Origin of the sequence: Granulicella sp. L56 (assembly GCF_009765835.1) — a bacterium.
Lineage (GTDB): Bacteria > Acidobacteriota > Terriglobia > Terriglobales > Acidobacteriaceae > Edaphobacter.
In genome coordinates, this window is sequence record NZ_LMUS01000003.1 from 13,314 (window position 1) to 36,618 (window position 23,305).

Annotated in this window: 23 protein-coding genes; 18 read left to right on the forward strand and 5 right to left on the reverse strand. The window is 59.8% G+C overall.

Translation table 11 applies throughout. The features are described 5' to 3' along the window. Nucleotides 1-26 precede the first annotated feature (26 nt). A complete protein-coding gene (locus GSQ81_RS06535; RefSeq protein WP_158909983.1) occupies nucleotides 27-1,790 on the reverse strand; it encodes a DUF4157 domain-containing protein in 1,764 nt (587 codons plus the stop codon). A 234-nt stretch (nucleotides 1,791-2,024) separates the two neighbouring features. Here GSQ81_RS06535 and GSQ81_RS06540 point away from each other — a divergent pair, with 234 nt between their 5' ends. From GSQ81_RS06540 to GSQ81_RS06620, 17 genes are all read left to right on the forward strand, one after another. Beyond that, nucleotides 2,025-3,623, forward strand: coding sequence for a carboxylesterase/lipase family protein (locus GSQ81_RS06540; RefSeq protein ID WP_158909984.1), 1,599 nt, complete (start codon nucleotides 2,025-2,027; stop codon nucleotides 3,621-3,623). Nucleotides 3,624-3,976: 353 nt separating this feature from the next. Continuing rightward, complete coding sequence (locus tag GSQ81_RS06545) at nucleotides 3,977-4,711, forward strand: tol-pal system YbgF family protein (protein ID WP_158909985.1); 735 nt, start codon at nucleotides 3,977-3,979, stop codon at nucleotides 4,709-4,711. Nucleotides 4,712-4,866: 155 nt separating this feature from the next. After that, entirely contained in the window at nucleotides 4,867-5,241 is a 375-nt protein-coding gene (locus tag GSQ81_RS06550; protein WP_158909986.1) for a response regulator, read from the forward strand. A gap of 279 nt (nucleotides 5,242-5,520) precedes the next feature. Further along, entirely contained in the window at nucleotides 5,521-5,604 is an 84-nt protein-coding gene (locus tag GSQ81_RS19985; RefSeq protein WP_254060058.1) for a DUF2905 family protein, read from the forward strand. Between the two features lie 37 nt (nucleotides 5,605-5,641). After that, nucleotides 5,642-7,210 carry an exodeoxyribonuclease VII large subunit gene (gene xseA / locus GSQ81_RS06560; RefSeq protein WP_158909987.1) on the forward strand — a complete coding sequence of 523 codons (1,569 nt, stop codon included), beginning with the start codon at nucleotides 5,642-5,644 and terminating at the stop codon, nucleotides 7,208-7,210. A gap of 3 nt (nucleotides 7,211-7,213) precedes the next feature. After that, the gene (gene glmM, locus GSQ81_RS06565) at nucleotides 7,214-8,563 is read left to right on the forward strand and encodes a phosphoglucosamine mutase (RefSeq protein ID WP_158909988.1); all 1,350 of its coding nucleotides are present in this window, start codon (nucleotides 7,214-7,216) and stop codon (nucleotides 8,561-8,563) included. A gap of 399 nt (nucleotides 8,564-8,962) precedes the next feature. After that, nucleotides 8,963-9,400 carry a YciI family protein gene (locus tag GSQ81_RS06570; protein ID WP_158909989.1) on the forward strand — a complete coding sequence of 146 codons (438 nt, stop codon included), beginning with the start codon at nucleotides 8,963-8,965 and terminating at the stop codon, nucleotides 9,398-9,400. Between the two features lie 42 nt (nucleotides 9,401-9,442). Beyond that, a complete protein-coding gene (locus tag GSQ81_RS06575; protein WP_158909990.1) occupies nucleotides 9,443-10,729 on the forward strand; it encodes an RNA polymerase sigma factor in 1,287 nt (428 codons plus the stop codon). 547 nt (nucleotides 10,730-11,276) lie between these two features. Continuing rightward, on the forward strand, nucleotides 11,277-11,750 hold the full coding sequence (locus tag GSQ81_RS06580) for a MarR family winged helix-turn-helix transcriptional regulator (RefSeq protein WP_158909991.1): 474 nt from the start codon (nucleotides 11,277-11,279) through the stop codon (nucleotides 11,748-11,750). 44 nt (nucleotides 11,751-11,794) lie between these two features. Beyond that, on the forward strand, nucleotides 11,795-12,178 hold the full coding sequence (locus tag GSQ81_RS06585) for a DUF1398 domain-containing protein (RefSeq protein ID WP_216846391.1): 384 nt from the start codon (nucleotides 11,795-11,797) through the stop codon (nucleotides 12,176-12,178). Nucleotides 12,179-12,273: 95 nt separating this feature from the next. Then, nucleotides 12,274-12,756, forward strand: coding sequence for a DUF6790 family protein (locus tag GSQ81_RS06590; RefSeq protein ID WP_158909993.1), 483 nt, complete (start codon nucleotides 12,274-12,276; stop codon nucleotides 12,754-12,756). Nucleotides 12,757-13,069: 313 nt separating this feature from the next. Beyond that, entirely contained in the window at nucleotides 13,070-13,537 is a 468-nt protein-coding gene (locus tag GSQ81_RS06595) for a hypothetical protein (RefSeq protein ID WP_158909994.1), read from the forward strand. Between the two features lie 195 nt (nucleotides 13,538-13,732). Beyond that, entirely contained in the window at nucleotides 13,733-14,197 is a 465-nt protein-coding gene (locus tag GSQ81_RS06600; protein WP_158909995.1) for a hypothetical protein, read from the forward strand. Nucleotides 14,198-14,202: 5 nt separating this feature from the next. Next, nucleotides 14,203-14,484 carry an acylphosphatase gene (locus GSQ81_RS06605; protein ID WP_158909996.1) on the forward strand — a complete coding sequence of 94 codons (282 nt, stop codon included), beginning with the start codon at nucleotides 14,203-14,205 and terminating at the stop codon, nucleotides 14,482-14,484. Nucleotides 14,485-14,489: 5 nt separating this feature from the next. After that, nucleotides 14,490-15,023: an adenine phosphoribosyltransferase gene (locus GSQ81_RS06610; RefSeq protein ID WP_158909997.1), complete on the forward strand. Its 534-nt coding sequence runs from the start codon at nucleotides 14,490-14,492 to the stop codon at nucleotides 15,021-15,023. 87 nt (nucleotides 15,024-15,110) lie between these two features. Continuing rightward, nucleotides 15,111-16,139, forward strand: a complete 1,029-nt coding sequence (locus GSQ81_RS06615; protein WP_158909998.1) for an energy transducer TonB — start codon at nucleotides 15,111-15,113, stop codon at nucleotides 16,137-16,139. Nucleotides 16,140-16,182: 43 nt separating this feature from the next. Continuing rightward, nucleotides 16,183-17,229, forward strand: coding sequence for an NAD(P)-dependent alcohol dehydrogenase (locus GSQ81_RS06620; RefSeq protein ID WP_158909999.1), 1,047 nt, complete (start codon nucleotides 16,183-16,185; stop codon nucleotides 17,227-17,229). A gap of 172 nt (nucleotides 17,230-17,401) precedes the next feature. Here the strand turns inward: GSQ81_RS06620 and efp are convergent, their stop codons facing one another. From efp to GSQ81_RS06635, 3 genes are all read right to left on the reverse strand, one after another. Continuing rightward, nucleotides 17,402-17,959, reverse strand: coding sequence for an elongation factor P (gene efp / locus GSQ81_RS06625; protein ID WP_158910000.1), 558 nt, complete (start codon nucleotides 17,957-17,959; stop codon nucleotides 17,402-17,404). Nucleotides 17,960-18,071: 112 nt separating this feature from the next. After that, nucleotides 18,072-19,016 (reverse strand): nuclease, encoded by a 945-nt coding sequence (locus GSQ81_RS06630; RefSeq protein ID WP_158910001.1) that lies wholly within the window; start codon nucleotides 19,014-19,016, stop codon nucleotides 18,072-18,074. Between the two features lie 4 nt (nucleotides 19,017-19,020). Continuing rightward, nucleotides 19,021-19,596, reverse strand: a complete 576-nt coding sequence (locus GSQ81_RS06635) for an aminodeoxychorismate/anthranilate synthase component II (protein WP_158910002.1) — start codon at nucleotides 19,594-19,596, stop codon at nucleotides 19,021-19,023. A gap of 119 nt (nucleotides 19,597-19,715) precedes the next feature. Here GSQ81_RS06635 and GSQ81_RS06640 point away from each other — a divergent pair, with 119 nt between their 5' ends. Beyond that, the gene (locus GSQ81_RS06640) at nucleotides 19,716-20,051 is read left to right on the forward strand and encodes a hypothetical protein (protein WP_158910003.1); all 336 of its coding nucleotides are present in this window, start codon (nucleotides 19,716-19,718) and stop codon (nucleotides 20,049-20,051) included. 79 nt (nucleotides 20,052-20,130) lie between these two features. Here GSQ81_RS06640 and infB read toward each other — a convergent pair whose 3' ends face one another. Next, nucleotides 20,131-23,298 carry a translation initiation factor IF-2 gene (gene infB, locus GSQ81_RS06645; RefSeq protein ID WP_158910004.1) on the reverse strand — a complete coding sequence of 1,056 codons (3,168 nt, stop codon included), beginning with the start codon at nucleotides 23,296-23,298 and terminating at the stop codon, nucleotides 20,131-20,133. Nucleotides 23,299-23,305 lie beyond the last annotated feature (7 nt).

Genomic DNA, 23,305 nt, shown 5'->3' on the forward strand with positions numbered 1-23,305 from the left:
TAATGCGCTGTTCTCGTTCCCTTGGCTTAATGTCTGGCTGCGGCTGGTGGGGGAGAAGTTGCAGGCGCCGTTGTTGGTGCGGTGGCTGGTGCAGACGGAGGGAATTGTTTCACGAAGTATGCATAGATGTTCGGACGTATCGTCTGCAGCAGCCCGGGGTCGTTCGTAAACAGCATGAACGACTCGGCAAATAGCTCCTTCCAGTTCGTGTTGCCATAATCTGTTTCAGAGCCCTTCAATGTCATCTTCACACCCAGGCTGTTCACTCGCGGAGTCCTCGATTGGTCCGCAGTGATGCCATCTTTCTTGCCGGCCTTCCGAAACTCCACAGTGTAGTCATCCGGGTCCATGTCCCCTCCAGACAGGGCGTGGGCCTGGTTCAGTGCTCTCTGGGCCGCGGCATCCTTTGCGCTCGCCTCAAATAGCGCGTTAGCTTCCATGACGGGGCGAAAATCGTATCCGTGCCCAAGCTCATGGTTCAAGGTATCCCTGACCTGACCCGGAGTCTGGTCGGTGAACGCCGTATCGAACACGGTCATTGTGTTGCTATCCGGATCGAAGACCGCTGCCTCGCCCGAGGCAGTCTTCTTGTCCGCTGTTTCGTCCTTCTTCGGGGTAGTCTTCTTCTCTTTGTCTTTATCTTTTACCTCAGGAGCATTAGCCCGGTTGAACTTCATGCCCTCATTCAATGCTGATGCCGGAAGCAGGGTTAGAGCCTGGAACAGAAGCTGCTTGTCGCTGGCTGACCATCCCGATCCGAACTTGCACTTCCTCGCCTTAAAGTTTGCCTCGCCCGGTGCGGTCTCTAGAGCCTGAATCGGCCCCAACCCTTCAATCAGGAACACTTTCTGTTTCCCATGCTGCAGGTAGGTCATCCGCACCCAACGTTTCATCGGCGCAACCGGAAAACTCGCCGTCTGGTTCAGCGGGAAATGCTTCGGAGCCTCTCCCAGCAGATAGTTCGAGAGCGAATCCAGTTGTTTGCGGTACTTCTGTTCGATGGTGTCGGCGAAGACGGTCTGTGTATCCGTTTCGCCCGTGTATCGTGCCGCATCAGGATCGAACGCGTCCGTAACCCTGTCCGCGATGTTGGAAGGCAGTTCCTGGAATAGGGTGACCTTCTGACGTTCCGCCTCCGGATAGTCGGCTAATGAGGTCGGCAACGGGGCCTCCTGTTTAGGCGGCGGTGGCTGTTTGTCCTTTGGCGCCTGCTTGGGCTGGCGCTGCAAAATCAGGCTGGGTGCCGACCGATGGGCTTCATATTCGAGCGGACTATGTATGTCCCCCACTGCCAATACTCGCGCTGGAAGCGCCGAACGTTGTTGCACAACGTGCATCATCTCGTGATCCAGCAAATCTTTTCCAGACGGTCTACGCGGCTCAAATTCTCCGGAGTCGAAGACAACATGATGGCCAACCGTGTAGGCGGCGGCACCGACGGCTCGGGCGGATTGCGCGGCTTGCGGATCAGTGTGAATCCTCACACGAGAAAAATCGAAGTCCTTCCGTGCTCTCAAGTCGGCCCCCACGTCAGCGTCGAGAGGCTGGCCCGAACTCTGCAAAACCTCGTGAACAATTGGCGGAGCTGCATTCCTTGAGGAAGCAGGTTGCGCTGTGGCTTTTCGTTCGGGCGGCCATAAGGGGATATCTGCAAACCGAGGCGCAGGGTGGCTCAGTACATGGGTGTCGGTAGATTGCGCTGGAGGATGGCGAAACACATCCGTGCTCGTCGGCTTGGGCGAGAGAGGCTTCAGGGAAGGGCGGAGCATGGACGCGAAGAGGGAAGGCATCAGCGACCTCCTACTAGAACAGGATCAACGAAAGCAAAGGGTGCCCAGGATCCCAGTAATCGTCATTCTGACGTTGCCGCGGTTCCGGTTATTGGACGTCTTTCCATTCAAAATAGCAAATCGATTGCCCACAAAGCGGGTTGTCCGCAACCGACACGGCAAGCTGACGTTCTATCCAGAACGAACACTAAGCTAAACCGTTTCTGTGGTAAGTTTGGCAGCGGAGAAATATCGATGCCCTCGCTGCAACTGAACCGCACCCTCGCGTCTTTTGCCACCCTTATGCTCTTTTCTCTTCCCGCCATGGCCGCCAACCCGCTTCAGGTCAAAACCGACAAAGGCAAAGTAGAAGGCGCCTACACCACCGACAAGCAGGTCATCGCCTTCAAAGGCATCCCTTACGCCGCGCCTCCCGTCGGCGATCTGCGCTGGCAACCGCCTACCCCCGCAGCCAAATGGAAGGGCGTCCGCTCCGCCGCCAACTTCGGCTCGCACTGCGTCCAGTCCGGCGGCTATCCCGACATGGTCTTCCACGACCCCGGCCCCAGCGAAGACTGCCTCACCCTCAACGTCTGGACCCCCGCCAACGCCAAACCCGATAGCAAGCTCCCCGTCATGGTCTGGATCTACGGTGGCGGCTTCACAACCGGGGGCACCTCGGAGGGCCGTCAGGACGGCCAGTTCCTCGCCCACCGCAACACCATCATCGTCTCCATGAACTACCGCCTCGGCATCTTCGGCTTCTTCGTCCATCCCGAGCTCACCGCCGAGTCGACCCACCACGCCTCCGGCAACTACGGCCTCATGGACCAGGCCGCCGCCATCGAGTGGGTCAAGCGCAACATCACCTCCTTCGGCGGAGACCCCTCCAACCTCACCATCTTTGGCGAATCCGCTGGCTCCTTCGCCGTCAGCACTCTCATGGCCTCCCCACAGACGAAGGGCCTCATCTCCAAGGCCATCGGCGAGAGCGGCGGAGCCTTCTACAGCGGCGGCCTCGGCTACCAGCCCCGCGCCGTGCTCGAACAGCGTAACGTCGAGTTCGCCCAGACCGCCTTCGGCACCTCCAAGCTGGCCGACCTGCGCAAGCTCTCCCCCGACGATCTGGTCAAAGCCGCCACCGCCAAGACCACACCACCGCCGCCACGCTTCGGCCCCGACGTCGACGGTTACTTCCTGCCCGAATCCGTTCCCGCCATCTACGCCGCCGGACAGCAGGCCCACGTTCCTCTCCTCGCCGGTTGGAACGCCGACGAGGTCCGCTCCGCCGTCCTCTTCGCCAAGCCACCCGTCACCGCCGAAAGCTTCACCGCCCAGGCCGACAAAGAGTTCGGCGACCGCTCCAAGGACTTCCTCGCCGTCTACCCCGCTACCACCGACGCGGAAGCACTCGCCTCCGCCGGAGACTTCGTCAGCGACCGCTTCATCGCCTTCTCCACCTGGCGCTGGATCGAGGCGCAGATCCAGACCGGCAACTCTCCCGTCTACCGCTACTTCTTCACCCTCGGCAACCCCGGCGATCAGAACCACACCCCAGCCATGGGCGCCTTCCACTCCGACGACATCGAGTACGTCTTCGGCACCCTCGACTCCCGCCCCGGAGTCGTCTTGCGCCCCGAAGACCGCAAGCTCTCCGACCAGATCGGCCAGTACTGGACCAACTTCGCCCGCACCGGCGACCCCAACGGAACCGGCCTGCCCAACTGGCCCACCAGCACCCCCGCCGACCAATATCAGGTCATGCACCTCAACGCCAACCCCGAGGCCAAACCCGACACCTTGCGCCCCCGCTACCTCTTCCTCGACTCAGTCTGGGGCAAACCAAAACCCTGACCAAAGAGTCAACGAAACACTGACCCAAGCCCTGTATTTCGTCCAAACCACAATCACCACGTCATCTCGACCGAAGCCGCGCGGTTTTATCGCGCGGCGTAGCGGAGAGACCCCTGTATTTCGCTTTTGCTCGTTGCGTTGACGCTGCAACCCGCCACAATAAATAGTTGAAACGCAACAACTTTGCTGCCGTCTCCAACACCACCCTCCAAAAACCCCCAAGATAATCACTCAACCCCTCGCAACCTCTTTCCCCCGCTGATAGACTTAAAGTTCTGCGTCGACCATTCGCGCAACCAGTTCTCTCAAAGCGGCCCAACCGCCGCGAGCCATAAAAAGGAAGACTCAACCCAGTGGATCAGCAGACCAAGCAAGCGCTCAAGCACGACCAGTTCATCGACACCACCCAGCACGGCATCGAGTGGGCCAGCGAAAACCGTCGCACCGTCATCGTCGCCGGTTCTATTCTGATCGCGCTCCTCATCATCGTCGTCGGCAGCTTCGTCCTCTACAACAACCGCAGCAATGCGGCCTCGGTCGCCTACGGCGCCGCCATGCAGGAGTACCAGACCCCGCTCGCCGAGCCCGGCCAGCAGGTCCCTCCCGGCATCAAGACCTACACCTCCGCCGCCGAGCGCGCCAAGGCCGCCAATCAACTTTTCATGGCCGCTGCCGATAAGTACAGCATGGAGCCTGACGGAAAGACGGCCCGCTACTTTGGCGGCCTCACCTATATCGAAGCCGGCAACAACGCTGCCGCCGAGAGCACGCTGAAGCAGGTCGCCAGCGGATGGAACGGCGAACTGGCCTCTCTCGCCAAGCTTTCGCTCGCAAACCTCTATCGCCAGACCGGCGAGGATGCCAAGGCCGTCGACCTCTACAACGAGCTGACCGCCAAGCCCACCACCTCGGTCCCCGCCGGTCTCGCCCAGCTCCAGTTAGCGGAGATGTACGAGTCGCAGGGCAAGCCTGACGACGCCAAGAAGATCTACGCTAAGCTCAAGGACAAGGACGGTAAGAGCGCCGTCGGCATGCTCGCCGCGCAGAAGCTGAACCCCTCAGCCGAGCCCGCCGCCCTTCAGCGGTAACTCTCCTCTAAACTCGCTTCATCCAGCGGAGGCCGCTTCGGTCTCCGCTTATTCCCCACACAAAATATCCGTATATTCATGGACAAATACACCTTTTTCGGCCTAAGGTGAAGGCAGTAGTTTGCACCCGGAAGGCAAATCAAAGGGAGATCACCATGCAACGAATTCTCGTCGTTGACGATGATCGTCTGGTCGCAGATACCCTTGCGCTCATCTTCGTCAAGAGCGGCTTCGAAGCCAGAACTGCCTATTCGGCGGACGAGGCTCTCGAATCTGCACGCGTCTTTAATCCTCACCTGCTTCTCTGTGATGTCACCATGCCCGGAAGGGATGGCCTCGCCCTGGTTTGTGACGTCACCCGCGAACTTCCCTCCTGCCGCATCATCGTGCTGACGGGCTTCTATTCGAACCTCAAGAGCGTGCGCGAGCAATCCAGCAAGCTCGCCCGCCCCGTAGGCATCCTCACCAAGCCCTGTCATCCCGCTGACCTGCTGCGCGAAGCCACCACCATGTTGGCCGCCGCAAGCTAGCGGCTCATATCCGACTTCGGTCGCATCCTTATCTTCATCTTCCTTGGTCTCCTCCTCATCGTGACGGGGCTGGTCGTGCTCGGCCTTAATCGCAATTCGCCTAGAGGTGTAACTCTTTATCGAATCAGCTTTGCCCTATTTTGTTGTCATTCCCGAAGGGAATCTGCGTTTCTTCGGTGCCTGCATCACTACCCTCGGAGGGGAGCAGCCTAAATCGCCTCAATATCCCGCTGGGGCCGCCTCCCCGGAGACTTCAACTGGCGCGGCCGCGGCTGGTCGATCTCCTTCCCACTCGTTACCTGCCTCCTGCTCAGCGTCCTCCTCAGACTGATCCTCTGGGTCATAAACCACCTCCGCCGCTAACTTCAATCACCCCCACCCACGATGCTAGACTCGGCCAATGGGCGAAAAAGAAGAGAAGCCGCCAACCCTGGCAAACCTGCGCGCAGGCCGGGGAAAGCCGCGCACTGCAAAGCGCACCCCCATACAAGCCAACCTCCTCTTCACTCCAGAACCGGTTAAAGCAGGCACTAAATCGGGTGCCCCACGTCCGGCCTTTGAGGACGTGGGCGGAAGCAGCACAATCCTCAAACCAATCGACGAACCAACACCCACTCTTCCCACCCAGCGCCGCATCTGGACCGTCCGCGATCTCGTCATCGACATCCGTCAGCAGGTCGAAGGCGGCTATCCCGACCTCTGGGTCGAGGGCGAGATCTCCAACTACCGCCCCGCCCCCTCCGGCCACGTCTACTTCACGCTCAAGGACGGCGAAGCCCAGTTGCCCGTAGTCCTCTTCCGCCGCCAGTCCACCCTCCTCCGCTTCCGCCCTGCTGATGGTCTTGCGGTTCTCGTCCGTGGCCGCATCTCCATCTACGAAAGCCGGGGCCAACTCCAGCTCATCGCCGAAACCCTCGAGCCCCGCGGAGCCGGAGCCCTCCAACTAGCCTTCGAGCAGCTCAAAGCCCGTCTGCTCGCCGAAGGGCTCTTCGACGCGGACAGCAAACGTCCCCTCCCAGCCTTCCCGCGCTGCGTAGGCATCATTACCTCGCCCACCGGTGCCGTCATCCGCGACATCGTCAACGTCGCTCGCCGCCGCCACGCCCGTCTTAACCTGCTCGTCTACCCAGCCACCATGCAAGGCACGACTTGCTGCACCACGGTAGCCGCCGGAATCCGCTACTTCAACGAAAACCCCTCGCTCGTCGATGTCATTATCCTCGCCCGCGGCGGCGGCTCCATCGAAGACCTCTCCGGCTTCAACGACGAGTCCCTCGCCCGCGCCATCGCCGCCTCTCAGATCCCCATCGTCTCCGCCATCGGCCACGAGACCGACTTCACCATCGCCGACTTTGTAGCCGACCTCCGCGCCCCTACTCCGTCCGCCGCCGCCGAGCTCGTCACCGCCGCCCAGCACCGCATCGAAGAACGCATCGACGCCCTCACCGCCCGCGTCCACCGTGCCGGACGCTTCCACCTCATCTCCGCCCGCCAGCGCTACGCTCGCCTCTCCTCCGAGTCCGTCCTCAACCGTCTCCGCGACACCATCAGCCGACGCGACCAGCGCATCGACGAGCTAAGCCTTCGCCTCGAAGCCGCAGCCTCGCGCCGTCTCCGCGTCAACACCCAGCTCTTAGGCACGCTCACCGACCGCCTCCGCCACCAGAACATCTCCATCCGTATCGCAACAACGCAGCGCCGTTTGCAGACAGTGACCGATCGCCTGCTTCGCACCGCAACCCGAACCATCTCTGCCAATCAAGCTCGCCTCGATCGCTCCACTACACGCCTCGAAGCACTCTCGCCGCTGGCCGTCCTCTCCCGTGGCTACGCGCTCGTCTATGCTGAAAACGGCATCTTATTAAGATCGGCTGCGGGCACCTCCCCGGGAGAAACCATTCGCGCCCGTCTGGCCGAAGGCACACTCACCGCAAAAGTATCGGACAATAAAAACAACGGAGATTTGTAACTCATGAAGAAGCTCTTTGGAACCGACGGCATCCGTGGCGTTGCCGGTCAGCCACCCCTCGACGGCCCTACCGTCTACGCCATCGGCCTCGCCCTCGCGCACACGCTCAAAGCCACGACGCACTCCCCCCGCGTCCTGCTCGGCATGGACACCCGCGAATCCAGCGACTCCATCGCAGCTATCCTCACCGCCGGACTCACCGCCGGAGGAGCCACCGTCGAAAGCGCAGGCGTCATCACCACGCCAGCCATCGCCTTCCTCACCCACACCCATCGCTTCGCCACCGGCATCGTCATCTCGGCCTCGCACAATCCCTGGCAGGACAACGGCATCAAGCTCTTCGGCCCCGACGGCTTCAAGCTTCCCGACACCACCGAGCTCGCCATCGAAGACGAGATCTTCCGCCACCTCGAAACCGCTGCCGCACCCTCGAACTCAAATCCGCAAGCTCCACCAGTCAACGAAGCCGACCGCGCCGAATACATCCGCTTCCTCCTCGCTGCCGTTCCCGACCTCTCGCTCGACAACAAGCGCATCGTCGTCGACTGCGCCAACGGAGCCGCCTCTTCCGTCGCTCCTCAACTCTTTGCCGGACTCGGAGGCGAAGTCGTCATCACCCACGCCAGCCCCGACGGCTTCAACATCAACGAGTTCTGCGGAGCTCTCCACCCCGACGTCGTAGCCGCCGAAGTCGTCAACCAGAAGGCATCCATAGGCATCACCTTCGACGGCGACGCCGACCGTGCCCTCTTCGCCGACGAGAACGGCCGCGTCGTCAACGGCGACGCCGTCCTTCTGCTCGCCGCCCGCGACCTCCAACTCCGCGGCCTGCTCACCAACGACACCGTCGTCGCCACCACAATGTCCAACATGGGCCTCGAAGCCGCGCTCAAGCGCAGCGGCATCGCCATGCTCCGCGCCAACGTCGGCGACAAGTACGTCCTCGAGCAGATGCTCTCCACCGGAGCGGCGCTCGGCGGCGAACAGTCCGGCCACATCATCTTCAACGGCCGCAGCACCACCGGCGACGGCCTGCTCACCGCGCTACTTGTCCTCGATACCGTCCACCGCAGCGGCAAAACCCTCAGTGAGCTGGTCGCCGATCTCAAGGTCTTCCCCCAGGTCATCGTCAACGTCAAGGTCCGCGAAAAAAAGCCCCTCGAAGCCATTCCCACAGTGGCCGAAGCCATCCGCGCCGCCGAGCAGGAGCTTGCCGACTCCGGTCGCGTCGTCATCCGCTACAGCGGCACCGAAGCCCTCTGCCGCGTCATGATCGAAGCCGAATCCGAACCGCTCATGCGCCACCACGCCAACACCATCGCCGACGCCATCCGCGCCGAGCTTGGCGTCTGAAGCCTTCACACAGTCCATCGAAGTCGAAGGCTATTTCCTCCCAGGTGTAGCTTCCTTCATTTGTCATTCCCGAAGGGAATCTGCGTTTTGCCCGAGTCACCAAAACTACATCTGGAGGAGAACCCCTCTAAAGAAACTCTGATTAAGTCCTCGCTTTGAAGGGACGCGGCTTCAGCCGCGTCGTAAGTCCTTCTTATGCAAAAGAGGCTTTACAGGCTGCGGAAAACCCCATCTTTGGTGCTAATGGGATTTTGTGGGGCTGCAGCCCCACAAAATAAATTCAAAATAATCGCCATCCCTGTCGATTTCCCCACACCTCCTTCGACGTATCAGTAGAGCAAGCAAATATGCTCTAAAAGACAAAAGGACATTCATTCCAATTCAAAGAGGATAAAGAAAATGCGATTCATGGTTATCGTCAAAGCAACCGCAGAGTCAGAAAAAGAAGGCGCCCTCCCCGATCCACAGCTCCTGGCCGAGATGGGCAAGTACAACGAAGAGCTCATCAAGGCCGGCATCGTGCTCGCCATGGATGGTCTCCAGCCCAGTTCCAAAGGCGCCCGCGTCAAATTCTCCGGCAAGTCTCGTACCGTCGTCGATGGCCCCTTCGCCGAAACCAAGGAGCTCATCGCCGGCTTCTGGCTCTGGCAGGTCAAATCGCTCGAAGAGGCCGTCGAGTGGGTCAAGCGTTGCCCTAACCCCCACGGCGGCGACTCCGAGATCGAAATCCGCCAGGTCTTTGAGATGGAGGACTTTGCACCCATCCTGTCCCAGGAGGAGATCCAGTACAAAGTAGCGAAACGGGCTGAGCTGCCGAATCAGACCTCCAACAAATAGCGCACTTGCGCTCCCCGTTTGAAGCTGGTGTGATCGGTAGCAGTGTCCGCTACCGATCCACATCCCGCCGCACATCACGCCACACACCGCACCATCGAAGCTGTCTGGCGCATCGAGTCCGCGCGCGTCATCGCAGGCCTCACGCGCCTCACCCGTGACGTTGGCTTGGCCGAAGACCTGGCACAGGAGGCGCTCCTCGCCGCACTCGAACAGTGGCCGCAAACCGGAGTACCCGAGAACCCCGGCGCATGGCTTACCGCTACCGCCAAACGCCGCGCCATCGATCTCTTCCGCCGCAACACCGTTGCCGAGCGCAAACACCAGGATCTCGCCCGCGACCTGGCCACGCTTGAGCAGACCGTGCCCGACCTCAACTCCAACCTCGACGACCCCATCGGCGATGACCTGCTCCGTCTCGTCTTCATCTCCTGCCACCCCGTCCTCTCCACCGAGTCCCGCGCCGCCCTCACCCTCCGTCTTCTCGGCGGCCTTACCACCCCCGAGATCGCCCGCGCCTTCCTCACCCCCGAATCCACCATCGCCCAGCGCATCGTCCGCGCCAAACGCATCCTCGCCGACAAACACATCCCCTTCGAAGTCCCCCGAGGCCCCGAGCTGGCCGCCCGCCTCGCCTCCGTCCTCGAGGTCATCTACCTCCTCTTCAACGAGGGCTACTCCGCAACCGCCGGCGACGACCTCATGCGCCCCGCCCTCTGCGAAGAAGCCCTCCGCCTCGGCCGCATCCTTGCCGAACTCACCCCCAACGAGCCTGAAGTCCACGGCCTTGTAGCCCTCATGGAGATCCAGACCTCCCGCACGCGGGCCCGCATTGGCCCCACCGGGGAACCCATCCTCCTGTTCGAACAAAACCGAGCTCACTGGGACCTTCTGCTCATCCAGCGAGGTCTCGCCGCCATCGACCGTGCCCACACGATCGGCAAACCCCGAGGCCCCTACCTCCTGCAAGCCGAGCTGGCCGCATGCCACGCCCGAGCCCGCACCCCCGAAGAGACCGACTGGCCCCGCATCGTGTCCCTCTACACCGACCTCGCCCACCTAACCCCATCCCCTGTCATCGAGCTTAACCGAGCTGTAGCCGTCTCCATGGTCCACGGCCCCCAGGCCGCCCTCGACCTCGTCGAAGCCCTCGCCACGGACCCATCCCTGGCCCACTACCACCTGCTCCCCAGCGTCCGCGCTGACCTCCTGCTCAAACTAAACCGCCCCGCCGAAGCCCGCCACCACTTCGAACAAGCCGCCGCGCTCACCCAACACCCCCGCGAACGCGCCCTCCTCCTAAACCGCGCCGCCGCCTGCCAAACCAAGTAAAATTCCTTCCAACATAGAGATTGTCATCCTCGCCATCGGCAGGGCCTGCCTCCGTGACGTGCCACGAGTAACGATATGTCTTAGATGTTTAGTCCCACACTGTGCGCGGGACTAAACACCTGGCTTCCTTTATTTGTCATTCCCGATATTTGTCATTCCCGAAGGAAATCTGCGTTTTGCTCGAGTCACCAAAACTACATCTGGAGGAAAACCCGTCTATAGTAATTTTTCTAAGGGGGTAACTCTTTATCGGATCATCTTTGCCCTATTTTGTTGTCATTCCCGAAGGGAATCTGCGTTTCTTCGGTGCTTGCATCACTACACCCGGAGGAGAACCCTCTAAAGCTTTAAACCCCGCGCTCAGACCAGCGATGATCAAGATAGTTGCAAAACTCTACGCCCAAATCCTGATCATCGCTGCTCCAGGCCGCAAGTCGCGATAAGCCGGAATCAGCCCCCCCCGGCAAATTCACATAAGCGCGTTTATGGGGAGTTGAGTCAGAAAAAATCTTGACAAATAGTTTCCATAGAAAGTAAAACTATTTCCATGGAAACTACTGCAGCGAACGAAAGGCCTGCACCTAAGCTAGAGAGCCACCTGGGCTACTGGCTCAGACGCGTTTCGAATGCTGTTTCAGGCACGTTTGCCCGCGCCCTCCAGCAGAAGCAGACTTCGGTTGCGGAATGGGTGCTTCTGCGTGAGCTTCACGAGCGCGGACAGGCAGCACCAGGGGAGTTAGCCGACCGTCTGGGATTGACTCGTGGTGCAGTTTCTAAAATCGTCGACAAACTCGACGCCAAGGGCTGGGTTCAGACGGATGCAAAAGAGGGGGACAGCCGGTTCCGGCTCCTTTCCGTCACACGGGCGGGACGGCGCAGCCTGCCTGTGCTCGCTACGATTGCCGATCAAAACGATGCACGCTACTTCGATTGTCTGAGTGCAAGAGAGAAGAACGTTCTTCGGAAACTGCTGATCAAACTTGCAGATCACAACCACATCCACGATGTTCCGACCGAATAAGGAGAGATCTTATGAGCAAGGCTATCGACACTCTGATGAAAGCGATGCAAGCAGCACAAGCGGGCCGTCCCCGTGTGGATGGATTCCCCTATCTCGCCGAGGTTTTGCGGAGAGCTGGCGTCACTCGTAATATCTGGTCGCTCCCATCCTGCCAGAGCCTCTACGTGACGCAGGAAGGGTCAGTCGTCATGCAGAACTCACCTCTGGTCAACGGCGCCGTCGATGTACCGGCCTTTGATGAGGGGGCCTTAATCAAGGCGCTTCGCGTGGATCAGGCCGGTGAAAGTACATTCCCGGAGTTTCTGGATACCACCTGGCGAGCTGGGGTCGTGCGCTATGACGTAGACCTGGAAGCACGCACGGTGGCCTACCAGGGTTGCAATGGCGAGGAATACATTGAAGCCTATCCTGCAGTCACTCTCGCTTAACACGAGCAGTGAGTTCCAACATGACACTGTCCGTGCACTGCGCAATGTTTCTACGCTCGGTGCAAGGTGATTCTTAAGAGTTTTCTGGAGGCTGTATGTTCCAAGTGATTTTTACACTCATCGCGGTTGTGGGAGCGTCGATTCACCTTGCAGTCTCACCCAAACGGCGGAGCAGCGGAGCAACAATTGCCGGAACATATCTGCTGTATCTGTTCTTCTTCTATGTTGGCCTGATGGGAGTGCTCACCGCCTATGCACACGTCTTCCGTCCGGTTGAGACATCGGCATCCATAGGATGGTCAACAAGCCCTTACGAATACGAAGTCGGGATGGCAGACCTGACGGTTGGCATTTTAGGCGTTTTGTGTCTGAAGTTTCGGGGCAACTTCTGGTTGGCGACAGCCATCGCAAACGCAGTCTGGTTGTTGGGCGATGCCATAGGGCACATTCGGCAGATGACACTTAACAACAATCACGCTTCTAACAACTCAGGCATCTTCCTGGTCACCGAAATCATCATGCCGCTCGTAATTCTGGCTTTAACTCTCTACCACCGTCGGGAGGGCAAAGTCACCTGACATCGGAAACCAAATTTATTTTTGGCGTTTTTGGCCCAGAAATACGATGTCAAGCCCCAAAACCTCCTAAATCCATGAGACCAAAGGTGATATTAATTGCAGGTTAGTTTCGCGCAATTCACTAAAATCAATTAATAGAGATCAAAAACAAGAAAGCCTCGGCAAACGTCGGGGCTTTCCCTTTTTAAATCAATATTTTAGCTGTAACTACCGTGTTTGCAATATTTTAGCTAGTACTATTTCGCCAACTCATTGCAGCCATTCGACTTATGACCAAGGTACCCCCCGGGGGTACCCCACCAAGGAGCAGAGTATGCCAACGCCTTTATGCCGTCATGTCCGCACCAATGGAACCCGCTGTGGCTCTCCATCGTTGTCCGGCGATCAGTGGTGCTACTTCCACCACCGCCTTCATCAGCGGCACCGCAAATTCCGCTATACCGATGCCACGCGCGGCTATCTCATCCCCGGCACGCACCTCGAACTACTCGCGCTCGAAGACTCCGAATCGATCCAGCTCGCGCTCTCGATGGTCATCAACGCGCTCGCCACCAGCAGCCTTGACACCAAACGCGCCTCCACGCTTCTCTACGGCCTCCAGCTCGCCTCCGCCAACGCCGCGAGACTCCAATCCCGCCCCAAACCCACCGACGTCGTCCGTGACTTCGCCACCTCCCCCGACGGCCTCGATTTCGCCGTCACGGACTACTCCAGCCCCGACGAAAACAATACTGAGCAAGAGCACCCTTCCCGGAAAGCGCTGGGTCGAGGATCTGTTTAGAGCACTTTTCCTACATGTGTAACTCTTGATCGGATCATCTTTGCCCCGTTTTGTTGTCATTCCCGGAGGGAATCTGCGTTTCTTCCGGGCTTACAGGACTACACCTGGAGACGAACAGCTATCGAGGATCATGGGCAAGGCAAAGCCAGCCGCGCCTTGCCCATACCCCCACCGTGAACTAATCTAGAAACAGCTATGTATGAAGACTTCAAAGTAACCGACCGCTGGACCGGAGAAGAGCTCCGCTGCATGTGGAAAGGCACCGTCGTTGCTATCGCCACACGCCACGCCGACGCCACCGATATCCGCTTCTCCGTCAACGGCAAGCCCGTCTGGATCGCCATGCCCAACGTCGCCTGGGTCGAGCAGAAGCGCCGCAACGGCCACGTCATCACCGACTACCTCGCCGCCCAGACCGCTGGCCGCTATCTCAAGCACGCTATCGAGTCCGGCTACGACAACGGCCGCGAGATGTACACCATGACCGTGGAGGAAGTCCTTACCCACGCCGACGCCGTCGTCCGCGAAGCTGGACGTACTGACAATCTGCCCAGCCTTCCCGTCATCAACGAGGACATCCAGCCCGAACTTGAGCTGGGTCGTCTCCCCGGCGACAACCAAGGCCCCGTACAGATTCCACCCGACCACATGGTCCTCTAGCAGCGATGGTCTGTCACTACCTCGTCAAAGGCCGCGTGCAGGGCGTCGGTTTCCGCTGGTTCGTCCATCGCGAGGCCGCTGAGATCGGCCTCAAGGGCTGGGTGCGCAACACCGACGAAGGCCACGTCGAGATCGTCGCAGCAGGCGACACCAAAGATTTAGCGGAATTAAAAGATGCGCTCCGCAAAGGTTCACGCGGCAGCCGCGTCGATGCCGTCATCGAACACGAGCTCGACGAGAGCGAAGGTACAAATCTCGGAGAGTTCAACATTGAAGGAGCCTGGTAAAAACGATGTCCCATAACTGCGAACCATTGAAAGAACTTGTCCGCACCGTTCCCGACTTTCCCAAGCCGGGAATCCTCTTCTACGACATCACCACGCTGCTCAAGGACAAGGCAGGCTTTGCCCAGCTCATCGACGCCTTCGCTGCGTACTACATCGGCAAAGACATCGATCTGGTTCTCGGCATCGAGGCCCGCGGCTTCATCTTCGGCCCCGCGCTCGCCTACCGTCTCAACGCGGGCTTCGTCCCCGTACGCAAGCCCAACAAGCTGCCCGCAAAGGCTGCCCGCGTCACCTACGACCTCGAGTACGGCAGCGACTCCCTCGAAATCCACCTCGACGCCATCCAGCCCGGACAGCGCGTCGTCATCGTCGACGACCTGCTCGCCACCGGCGGCACGATGCAAGCTACCGTTCAGCTCGTCCGTCAGCTCGGCGGCGAGATCGCAGGCTTAGGCTTCGCCGTCGAGCTCGACTTCCTCAAGGGCCGCGAAAAGTTTCAGGAATACGACGTCCTCAGCCTCTTGCACTACGACGAATAGTTCGGTGCTGTCTGGTATGAAGGAGGAGTTGCGTAACTCCGCAGACTGTTTGCGCGAAATGATCTATTCTGCAACCCGGAGCGCTGAATGACTTTCTCGATTGGCAGGTACTTGGTTGCAGGAGCGTTGCTGGTCTCTTTCGGAAGATTACACGCGGAAGATGGAGCAGCAATTTCTGCTCGACTGCAAAGTGCGGATGCTACAACCGCATTGGACGATGCGACACTACGGCCATGGCATCTGAAGGTAAGCTTCCAACTCTTTGATGCCAAGGGCCAGCCGACGGAACAAGGAACTCTAGAAGAGTGGTGGGCAGGCCAGGACAAAGATAAACGCATCTTCACCAGCCCTTCATACACGGCCACAGAGATTCAGACCAAGGATGGCCTTTATAGAAGTACCGGGGTCGGTGCAGCACCTGAAATGTTGGATACAGTACGCGAACAGGTTGTGCATCCCATGCCAAGCAAAGATGATGAAGCTGGTGCGAAACCCGAACTGCGCCAACAGAATTTCGGGAAGGTCCCACTCGACTGCATCATGTTGAGCCAGCCGATTAAAGATGCGCCATTTGCACCTCTCGGCCTCTTTCCGACCTATTGCCTTGATCGCGATAAAGATACACTGCGGGCGAGTTTTGACTTCGGCTCATTGCTGATTATTCGCAACAGTCTTGGTGTATTTCAAACGCGTACTGTCGCAACCGCGATCACTGCGAAGATGAACGATGTGACCGTCATGAGTTCACACGTTGAGAAGCTGGATACCGCCAGCCTCCCGGACATTGATTTTATGCCCGCAACCAAACTGGAAAAGATAACGAATGCCGTTCGTGTGGGTAGCGGAGTGATCGCAGGGCAACGATTAAGCAGTACGCCACCCCACTATCCCGAGGGAGCAAGGGCGCGACATGCAACTGGTACTGTTGTGATGCGTGCCTTGATAAGCAGCGACGGACACATTTACAGGTTGAGGTTAGTTTCGGTTCCAGATCCAGAATTGGCCATAGCTGCGCTGGCGGCTGTCCGTCAATGGACATATAAGCCATATCTTCTGAATGGTGAGCCCGTGACAGTAGACACCACAATTACAGTCAACTTTGCTATAAGCAACTAACTGAGTTCTGCATCTGATGCAATGAAAGCAATTGGAGAAAACAATGAAGTCGCATGGATACGCCGCACACGATAAGAAGTCGCCACTGGTTCCATTCAACTTCGACCGCAGAGAGCCTGGCCCGAACGATGTCGTCGTAGAGATCGCCTATTCCGGCATCTGCCACTCCGACATTCACCAGGTCCGCGACGAGTGGAACCAGTCCATCTATCCCATGGTTCCCGGCCACGAGATCGTCGGCCACGTCACCGCAGTCGGCTCGGCAGTGACCAAGTTCAAGAAGGGCGATCTGGCCGGCGTTGGCGTCATGGTCGACTCCTGTCGTATCTGCGAGAACTGCAAGGCCGAAGCGCAGCCCTACTGCGTCAAAGGCATGGTGGGAACCTACAACGCGCGCGACTACAAGGGCGAACTCACCTTTGGCGGCTACGCGAACAATATCGTCGTCGATGAGAAATACACACATACCATCTCGCCGAAGCTGAATCTTGCCGCCGTTGCGCCGCTGCTGTGCGCGGGCATCACGACCTACTCGCCCCTGCGCCACTGGAAAGCCGGTAAAGGTAAGAAGGTCGGCGTAGTCGGTCTCGGCGGTCTGGGACACATGGGCTTGAAGTTCGCCCACTCCTTCGGAGCGCACGTCGTCCAGTTCACAACGTCCGAGAGCAAGATCGAGGACGCAAAGAAGCTGGGAGCCGATGAAGTCGTCATCAGCAAAGATGCCAGTGCCATGGCAAAACATGCAGGCAGCTTCGACTTCATTTTGGATTGCGTCGCCGCCGAGCACAACCTGAATGACTATCTCAATCTTCTGCGGCTCGATGGCACGCTCTGCTCGGTCGGCCTGCCGGAGCAGCCACTGTCCATCACTCCCTTCGCCATTCTCGCCAATCGCCGTTCGCTCTCGGGATCAATGATCGGCGGCATGGCTGAGACGCAGGATATGCTGGACTATTGCGCCGAGCACAACATCGTCTCCGACATCGAGCTGACACCCATCCAGAATCTTCCGGAAGCCTACGAGCGCGTCGTCAAGGGCGATGTGAAGTACCGCTTCGTGATAGACATGGCAACGCTTCCCGCGCAATAAAGCAGTCCCAGCGGAAATCAATCGTCAAACAAATGGCCGTTTCCTAAAGAGGAATCGGCCATTTTCACATCTCGGCTCTCCATCTTGCCATAACTACACGTCATCTCGACCGAAGCGAAGCGCAGTGGAGAGACCCCTGTATTTCGCCGTTGTTCTAAGGCGCTGCCGCAGCTTACGCGCGGCTCATGTAAGCGCCTTCAGCGGTATCCACGCGAATCTTTTCGCCTTCATTGATAAACGGAGGCACCTGCACCACAAGTCCCGTCTCCAGCTTGGCAGGCTTGGTGACGGAAGACGCAGTCGCCGACTTGATGCCCGGCTCGGTCTCCACCACGGTCATCTCGACCACCAGCGGAAGCTCGATGCCGACCGCCTTGCCATCGTGGTAGCTCACGCCAATCGTCAGGTTGGGCAGCAGGTAATCGACCGCATCGCCCAGGGTCTCGCGCTTCAGCATGGTCTGCTCGAAGCTCTCGTCCATGAAGTAGTAGTCATCGCCATCGTTGTAAAGGAACTCCATCTTGATCTCGTCGACGAAGACGCGCTCGATGGGATCAGGCGAACGGAAACGCTCGGTGAACATCGCTCCGGTGCGGACGTTACGCAGCTTGGCCTGGATGAAGGCGCGAAGGTTACCCGGCGTGCGGTGTTCGACGGAGAAGACCGAATGAAGGTCGTCTTTATACTTGATAACCATGCCCGGTCGCATCTGCGTGGCGGGAATCGACATAAGGAAAACCCCTGATTTCTATGCTGTATTTGGAAGTGGCAGAGTGGGTGCGGAATCGCTGCCGACTCGCCCACAACCCTTTAATTGTAGCTCAGGGAGCTGCCCGTCCGCCTTAGCCGCGGCCAAACAGCCGCTTAAAGAAGTGGCCAATCCAGTGGCCAACGTCCGAATGATGCTGCGGTGTTGGAGCCGAGGATTCTGTAGCCGCTGCCGACGGTGATACCGAACCTGTCGCTGGCGTATTGGCCTCCGCCGCCTCGCTGGGTAGCGGCGGGCTGGCTGCGTTTCCATTGGCGTCGTAGCTCAACGTCGTCGCGACCTGCGCGTGGACTACGCCCTCTGGGGCTTGCGGAACCGACGCCACAGGTGCGAGTCCATTACTGATGGCGGCGGGAAAAGGATGTTGCGCCTCCACCGTCTGCTTTGTGCCGCCAGCTTTCACGGCTGCATCCGCCAAAGAGAGTCCCGGCGCTGGAGCAGGAGGACAGCCGCAGGGAGAGCTCTCGTTGTCCACCACTTCCTTCAGGCTGCCATGCTCGAACAGAACATGCTGGCCGGGACGAAGGTTATAGCTCGATTCGCTAAACTGGTCAGCGCCAGTCAGAATCGGCGCGCTTGCGCCGCGATTCTCGACGCAGGTATCACCGTTGCTGGTGACGCGAAGACTCAGGTCAAGCGGTCCGTTGCTACCGATTCCGAAACGCAGGTCAGGCGTCATGATGACATCGCTGGTCGTCGCTGCCATGCGTACTTCAATGGCACCGCGATCGAGCGACAGCATCAGCGGCGCTGGCCCTGTCGCGCTCTTACCGGCAGTGATGTGCAGGCCGCTGGTGGCGCATACATGGATCGAGCCGCCGCGATTCAAGCTGACATCCGCGGTGTGGTCTTTTGCAGTAACGGTGGTGTTGGCGACCAGAACGGCGCGGCCATTGTTGACGGTAAGCTCGCCTGCCACAGTGGCGTCCTGCACGGCCACGTCGCCAATAGGCTGCTGAGCCTGTGCGGCTCCGCAAAGTACCGCGAACAAAATCGCCAACTGGAGCTTCATCTTCACCACGTTACATCTTCAGGAAATTCTGGATGATCTGCTTGCCATGCACGGTCAGCACACTCTCGGGATGAAACTGCACGCCTTCAATGGGCAGCTCACGATGCCGCAGCGCCATGATGGTCTCGCCATCCGCAGTCCGCGCGGAGACCTCCAACTCTTCTGGGAAGCCGTCCTCGGCGACGATCAGCGAGTGATAGCGCGTGCAGGTCATCGCCGATGGAATGCCCTTGAAGATGGTCTTGCCGTCGTGCTCCACCTCGCTGGTCTTGCCATGCATCAACTTCGGAGCACGCACAACATTGCCGCCAAACGCTGCTCCAATGGCCTGATGACCCAGGCAGACACCGAGCAGCGGAACGCGATGCTTCGCCCTCGCAAAGTGCCGGATCAGCTCGATGCTGATGCCCGCGTCCTGCGGTGTGCAAGGCCCGGGCGAGATCAGGATGTGGTCCGGGTGCAGAGCTTCGACCTCGGCCGGGGTCAACTCGTCGTTGCGGCGAATCACCATCTCTGCGCCGAGTTCGCCCATGTACTGCACTAGGTTATAGGTAAAAGAGTCGTAGTTATCGAGCACGAAGACCATAGGATTTCTCTGATTTTACGCCTTTGCAAGGGCAAACCGTCCAAGCGCCTCTTCCCTGAGATTCCTGGTTGGATTTTGATTCCTAAAGAGCGGTAGACTCATCTCGTGAGTGTTCGAGTATGTTGATCGAGGTCGCCAAGCCGGTCGCCTTACTACTATGCCTGCTCTCCCTGTGCGCTGTATTCCACACGGCTTTTTTAATTCCCGCCAGTGACCTGCATCAGACGATCCTGGACTCTCTTGAACTGTTGTCCCTGGCTGCCGGAATCTCACTGATCAGTGGATTAATCTTTCGCGAATCCGTGCAAGAGACCTCTGCGGACAGTAAGCGGCTTATGACGACACTTCCCATTCAAGTCTTCTATTGGGCTTCGGGCATCATGCTGCTTCTCTTCCTCTGCTCCTGGTATCTGGAGAGCCATTGCGTCTTCTACCGGGATGTACGGCGCTTCTGATCTCTGAAGAATGTGCTTCAAAAAAATAAAAGGGCGGGATCGAAATCCCGCCCTTTGTGGATGCAGCTTCAGGCAATCGCTAGGCGTTGACCGAAGTTTCGTTCGCAGTTGCAGCGGCTTCGGCTGCGGCCCTTTCCTTCTCGGCCTTCTCTGCCTTGCGTGCTACGGCTGAGTTCTGGCCAAGTTCGGCAGCGAGCGTCTCCGTGGTGAAAGACTCGATGACGTCGCCTGCCTTGATGTCCTTGAAGCCGGCGAGATCGATACCGCACTCGACGCCCTGACGGACCTCGGAGACGTCTTCCTTGACGCGCTTGAGGCTGGAGATCTTGCCCTTCCAGACCTCGTTGCCGTCGCGCAGGACACGAACCTGAGCGTCGCGCTTGATGAGGCCGTCGGTGACGCGGCAACCTGCAATCTGGCCGACCTTGGTGATCTTGAAGACCTGCAGCACTTCGGCGCGACCTGCGTAGTTCTCCTTGTAGACCGGTTCGAGCAAGCCATACATCGCCTTGGTGATCTGGTCCTGAAGCTCGTAGATGATCGAGTGCAGACGAATCTCGACGTTCTCGCGCTCCGCAATCTCTGCGGCCTTACGGTCGGGACGGACGTTGAAGCCGATGATGACGGCATTGGATGCAGACGCGAGCAGAACGTCGGACTCGGTGATCGCGCCGACGCCGGAGTGCAGCACGCGAACGCGGACCTTCTCGGTGGACATGCGTTGCAGCGAGTCGGCCAGAACCTCGACCGAGCCCTGCACGTCGCCCTTGAGGATCAGGTTCAGGTCCTTCATACCGGCCTGCTTGATCTGTTCGGCGAGGCCCTCGAGCGAGACGCGGGAGCTCTTGGCCAGTTGCGCCTCGCGCTCCTTCATCTTGCGGTACTGGGCAATGCCCTTGGCCTTGTCGCGGTCAGCCATGACCAGGAAGGTATCGCCAGCATCCGGCATACTTTCGAGACCGAGGATTTCGACCGGTGTAGACGGTCCGGCTTCGGTGATTGAACGGCCACGGTCATCGAACATGGCGCGAATCTTGCCGAAAGTGTTGCCGACGATGTAGCTATCACCAAGACGCAACGTTCCATTCTGAACAAGGATCGATGCGACCGCACCGCGGCCACGATCAAGCTTGGCTTCGATGACAGTTCCGACTGCGGGACGGTCAAGAACAGCCTTGGGTGCGCTGATATCGGCTACGAGGCAGATCATCTCCTCGAGCAGATCGAGGCCGATGCGCTTCTTCGCCGAGACCTCGACGAATTCCGTGTCGCCGCCCTGGTTGGAAGGCTGAAGGCCACGAGCAGCAAGTTGCTGGATGACCTTCGCGGGGTTTGCGTCGGGCTTATCGATCTTGTTGACGGCGACGATGATCGGCACCTTGGCGGCGCGAGCGTGGTCGATGGCTTCGAGGGTCTGCGGCATGACGCCATCGTCTGCGGCAACGACGACGACGACGATGTCGGTGATCTTCGCTCCGCGAGCACGCATACGGGTGAAGGCCTCGTGACCGGGAGTGTCGAGGAAGACGATCTCGCGACCGAAGGCGGGGGAGTCGGGCTTGGTGACGTGGACCTTGTAGGCTCCGATGTGCTGCGTGATGCCGCCAGCCTCGCCTGAAGCTACGTCGGTGGAACGGATGGCGTCGAGTAGCGAGGTCTTACCGTGGTCGACGTGGCCCATGACTGTTACCACTGGCGACCGGGCGATCTCGACCATGCCCGTGGTGTCTTCGAGGAAGCCTTCGATGGCCTCGTTCTCCAACTGCTCTTCGACCGTGATGACCTGGGCATCGGCGCCGAACTGGCGAGCGACGTCCTTGACCAGTTCGCCTTCGAGCGACTGGTTGACGGTGACGAAGACGCCCTTCATCAGGAGGCTCGCGATAAGGTCCTTGCCGCGTACGTCAAGCTTCTCGGCGAGGTCCTTGACGCTGATGCCTTCGGTGACGGTGATGGTGCGGGTGATAGGCAGCGGCTCACGCGAGATGGGCGCTCCGCCGAAACGCGATGGCGGCTGGAAGCCCTTCATCGGGCCTTCTTTGCTCTTCTCGTAGCGCTGGTTGCCACGACGCGAGGCCGGACGTGCCGCCGGACGCATTCCTGGCTTCTCGCCGGGGCCGAGCGGTGCTCCGGGAGCCGCACCGGGGGCTCCGGGACGCGCGCCGAAGCCAGGACGAGCACCAAAGCCGGGGCGCGGGGCTCCGGGAGCGAATCCGGGACGTCCGGGGGCTCCGCCGGGACCGCCTGGGCCACCGGGATAGGTGCGTGTCGGGTGCATGGGACGGCGTGCGCCGGGAGCCATGGAGGAGGTGGGACGAGAACCAGGAGCGCCGGGGGCCTGGGGCCGTGGGCGCTCGAAGATGGGACGGCTGCGCGCCGGTGCTCCGGGAGCGACAGGGGGAGCAGTGTAGATGGGGCGCGGGCCGGTCTGCGGCATGATAACGCGGCGAGGCGGAGGGCCTGCTGGTACTACTGGTGCCGGAGGAGCAGCGGCCTCGACTGGAGCTTCAGGGGCAGCGGCGGCGACCGATTCCGGTGCAGGGGCGGGCGCAGTAGTTGCGGCTGCGGGCTGCGTGACCGCGGCCGTTGGAGCAGCAGCAACAGATGGCGTTGAGGCCGTGGGCTTCGCGGCGAGAGGCGCAGCCACGACCGAAGGTGCGACGACCACAGGCTGGGCCGACACAGGAGCTGTGGCGGGTGGGCGCGCGATCACCGGGCCGACCGGCGGCTTGCTTGCAATCGCCGGGGGGGCAGGAGGCGTGGGAGTAATGATGTTCGCAGCCTGACGAGGTTGCGGGACAATGCGGCGCGGCGCAGGTGGCACTCCCGGGGTCGGAGCTGGTGTGGCTGCCGAGGCGGAGATCGAGACCGCAGGGGCTGCGGGCCGCGACGCTACTGGAGCGGCATGAGCCGTAGGCGGAGGCGCGGCGACAACTGCCGTGGGGCGTGGCGGCGCGGCCTTGGCAGCAGCATCGGCCTGCTTGCGCTCGAGGATGGCCTTGAGGGCGTCGCCGGGCTTGGAGACCTTGGAGAGGTCAAACTTCGGCTTGGCCTCGACGGCCTGTCTCCCTGCGCTCGCGGTGCGGCTTCCACCGTTAAAATAGTTGCGCACCTTCTCGGCCTGATCGGCCTCGATGGAGCTGGAGTGCGTCTTTCCAGTGACGCCGATCGCTTCCAGCGCATCGAGAATCGGCCTGCTCTTTACTTCCAGTTCTCGTGCCAGATCGTTGATTCGAACTTTGCTCATCCGTCCC

Bases quoted from the DNA above. Each gene is read 5' to 3' on its own strand.
- GSQ81_RS06610 (WP_158909997.1), top strand. From the start codon at position 14,490: ATGTCCCATAACTGCGAACCATTGAAAGAACTTGTCCGCACCGTTCCC.
- xseA (WP_158909987.1), top strand. From the start codon at position 5,642: ATGGGCGAAAAAGAAGAGAAGCCGCCAACCCTGGCAAACCTGCGCGCA.
- GSQ81_RS06600 (WP_158909995.1), top strand. From the start codon at position 13,733: ATGTATGAAGACTTCAAAGTAACCGACCGCTGGACCGGAGAAGAGCTC.
- GSQ81_RS06615 (WP_158909998.1), top strand. From the start codon at position 15,111: ATGACTTTCTCGATTGGCAGGTACTTGGTTGCAGGAGCGTTGCTGGTC.
- GSQ81_RS06620 (WP_158909999.1), top strand. From the start codon at position 16,183: ATGAAGTCGCATGGATACGCCGCACACGATAAGAAGTCGCCACTGGTT.
- GSQ81_RS06590 (WP_158909993.1), top strand. From the start codon at position 12,274: ATGTTCCAAGTGATTTTTACACTCATCGCGGTTGTGGGAGCGTCGATT.
- GSQ81_RS06580 (WP_158909991.1), top strand. From the start codon at position 11,277: ATGGAAACTACTGCAGCGAACGAAAGGCCTGCACCTAAGCTAGAGAGC.
- GSQ81_RS06550 (WP_158909986.1), top strand. From the start codon at position 4,867: ATGCAACGAATTCTCGTCGTTGACGATGATCGTCTGGTCGCAGATACC.
- GSQ81_RS06540 (WP_158909984.1), top strand. From the start codon at position 2,025: ATGCCCTCGCTGCAACTGAACCGCACCCTCGCGTCTTTTGCCACCCTT.
- infB (WP_158910004.1), bottom strand. From the start codon at position 23,298: ATGAGCAAAGTTCGAATCAACGATCTGGCACGAGAACTGGAAGTAAAG.
- efp (WP_158910000.1), bottom strand. From the start codon at position 17,959: ATGTCGATTCCCGCCACGCAGATGCGACCGGGCATGGTTATCAAGTAT.
- GSQ81_RS06640 (WP_158910003.1), top strand. From the start codon at position 19,716: ATGTTGATCGAGGTCGCCAAGCCGGTCGCCTTACTACTATGCCTGCTC.
- glmM (WP_158909988.1), top strand. From the start codon at position 7,214: ATGAAGAAGCTCTTTGGAACCGACGGCATCCGTGGCGTTGCCGGTCAG.
- GSQ81_RS06635 (WP_158910002.1), bottom strand. From the start codon at position 19,596: ATGGTCTTCGTGCTCGATAACTACGACTCTTTTACCTATAACCTAGTG.
- GSQ81_RS06605 (WP_158909996.1), top strand. From the start codon at position 14,203: ATGGTCTGTCACTACCTCGTCAAAGGCCGCGTGCAGGGCGTCGGTTTC.
- GSQ81_RS06585 (WP_216846391.1), top strand. From the start codon at position 11,795: ATGCAAGCAGCACAAGCGGGCCGTCCCCGTGTGGATGGATTCCCCTAT.
- GSQ81_RS06570 (WP_158909989.1), top strand. From the start codon at position 8,963: ATGCGATTCATGGTTATCGTCAAAGCAACCGCAGAGTCAGAAAAAGAA.
- GSQ81_RS06595 (WP_158909994.1), top strand. From the start codon at position 13,070: ATGCCAACGCCTTTATGCCGTCATGTCCGCACCAATGGAACCCGCTGT.
- GSQ81_RS06535 (WP_158909983.1), bottom strand. From the start codon at position 1,790: ATGCCTTCCCTCTTCGCGTCCATGCTCCGCCCTTCCCTGAAGCCTCTC.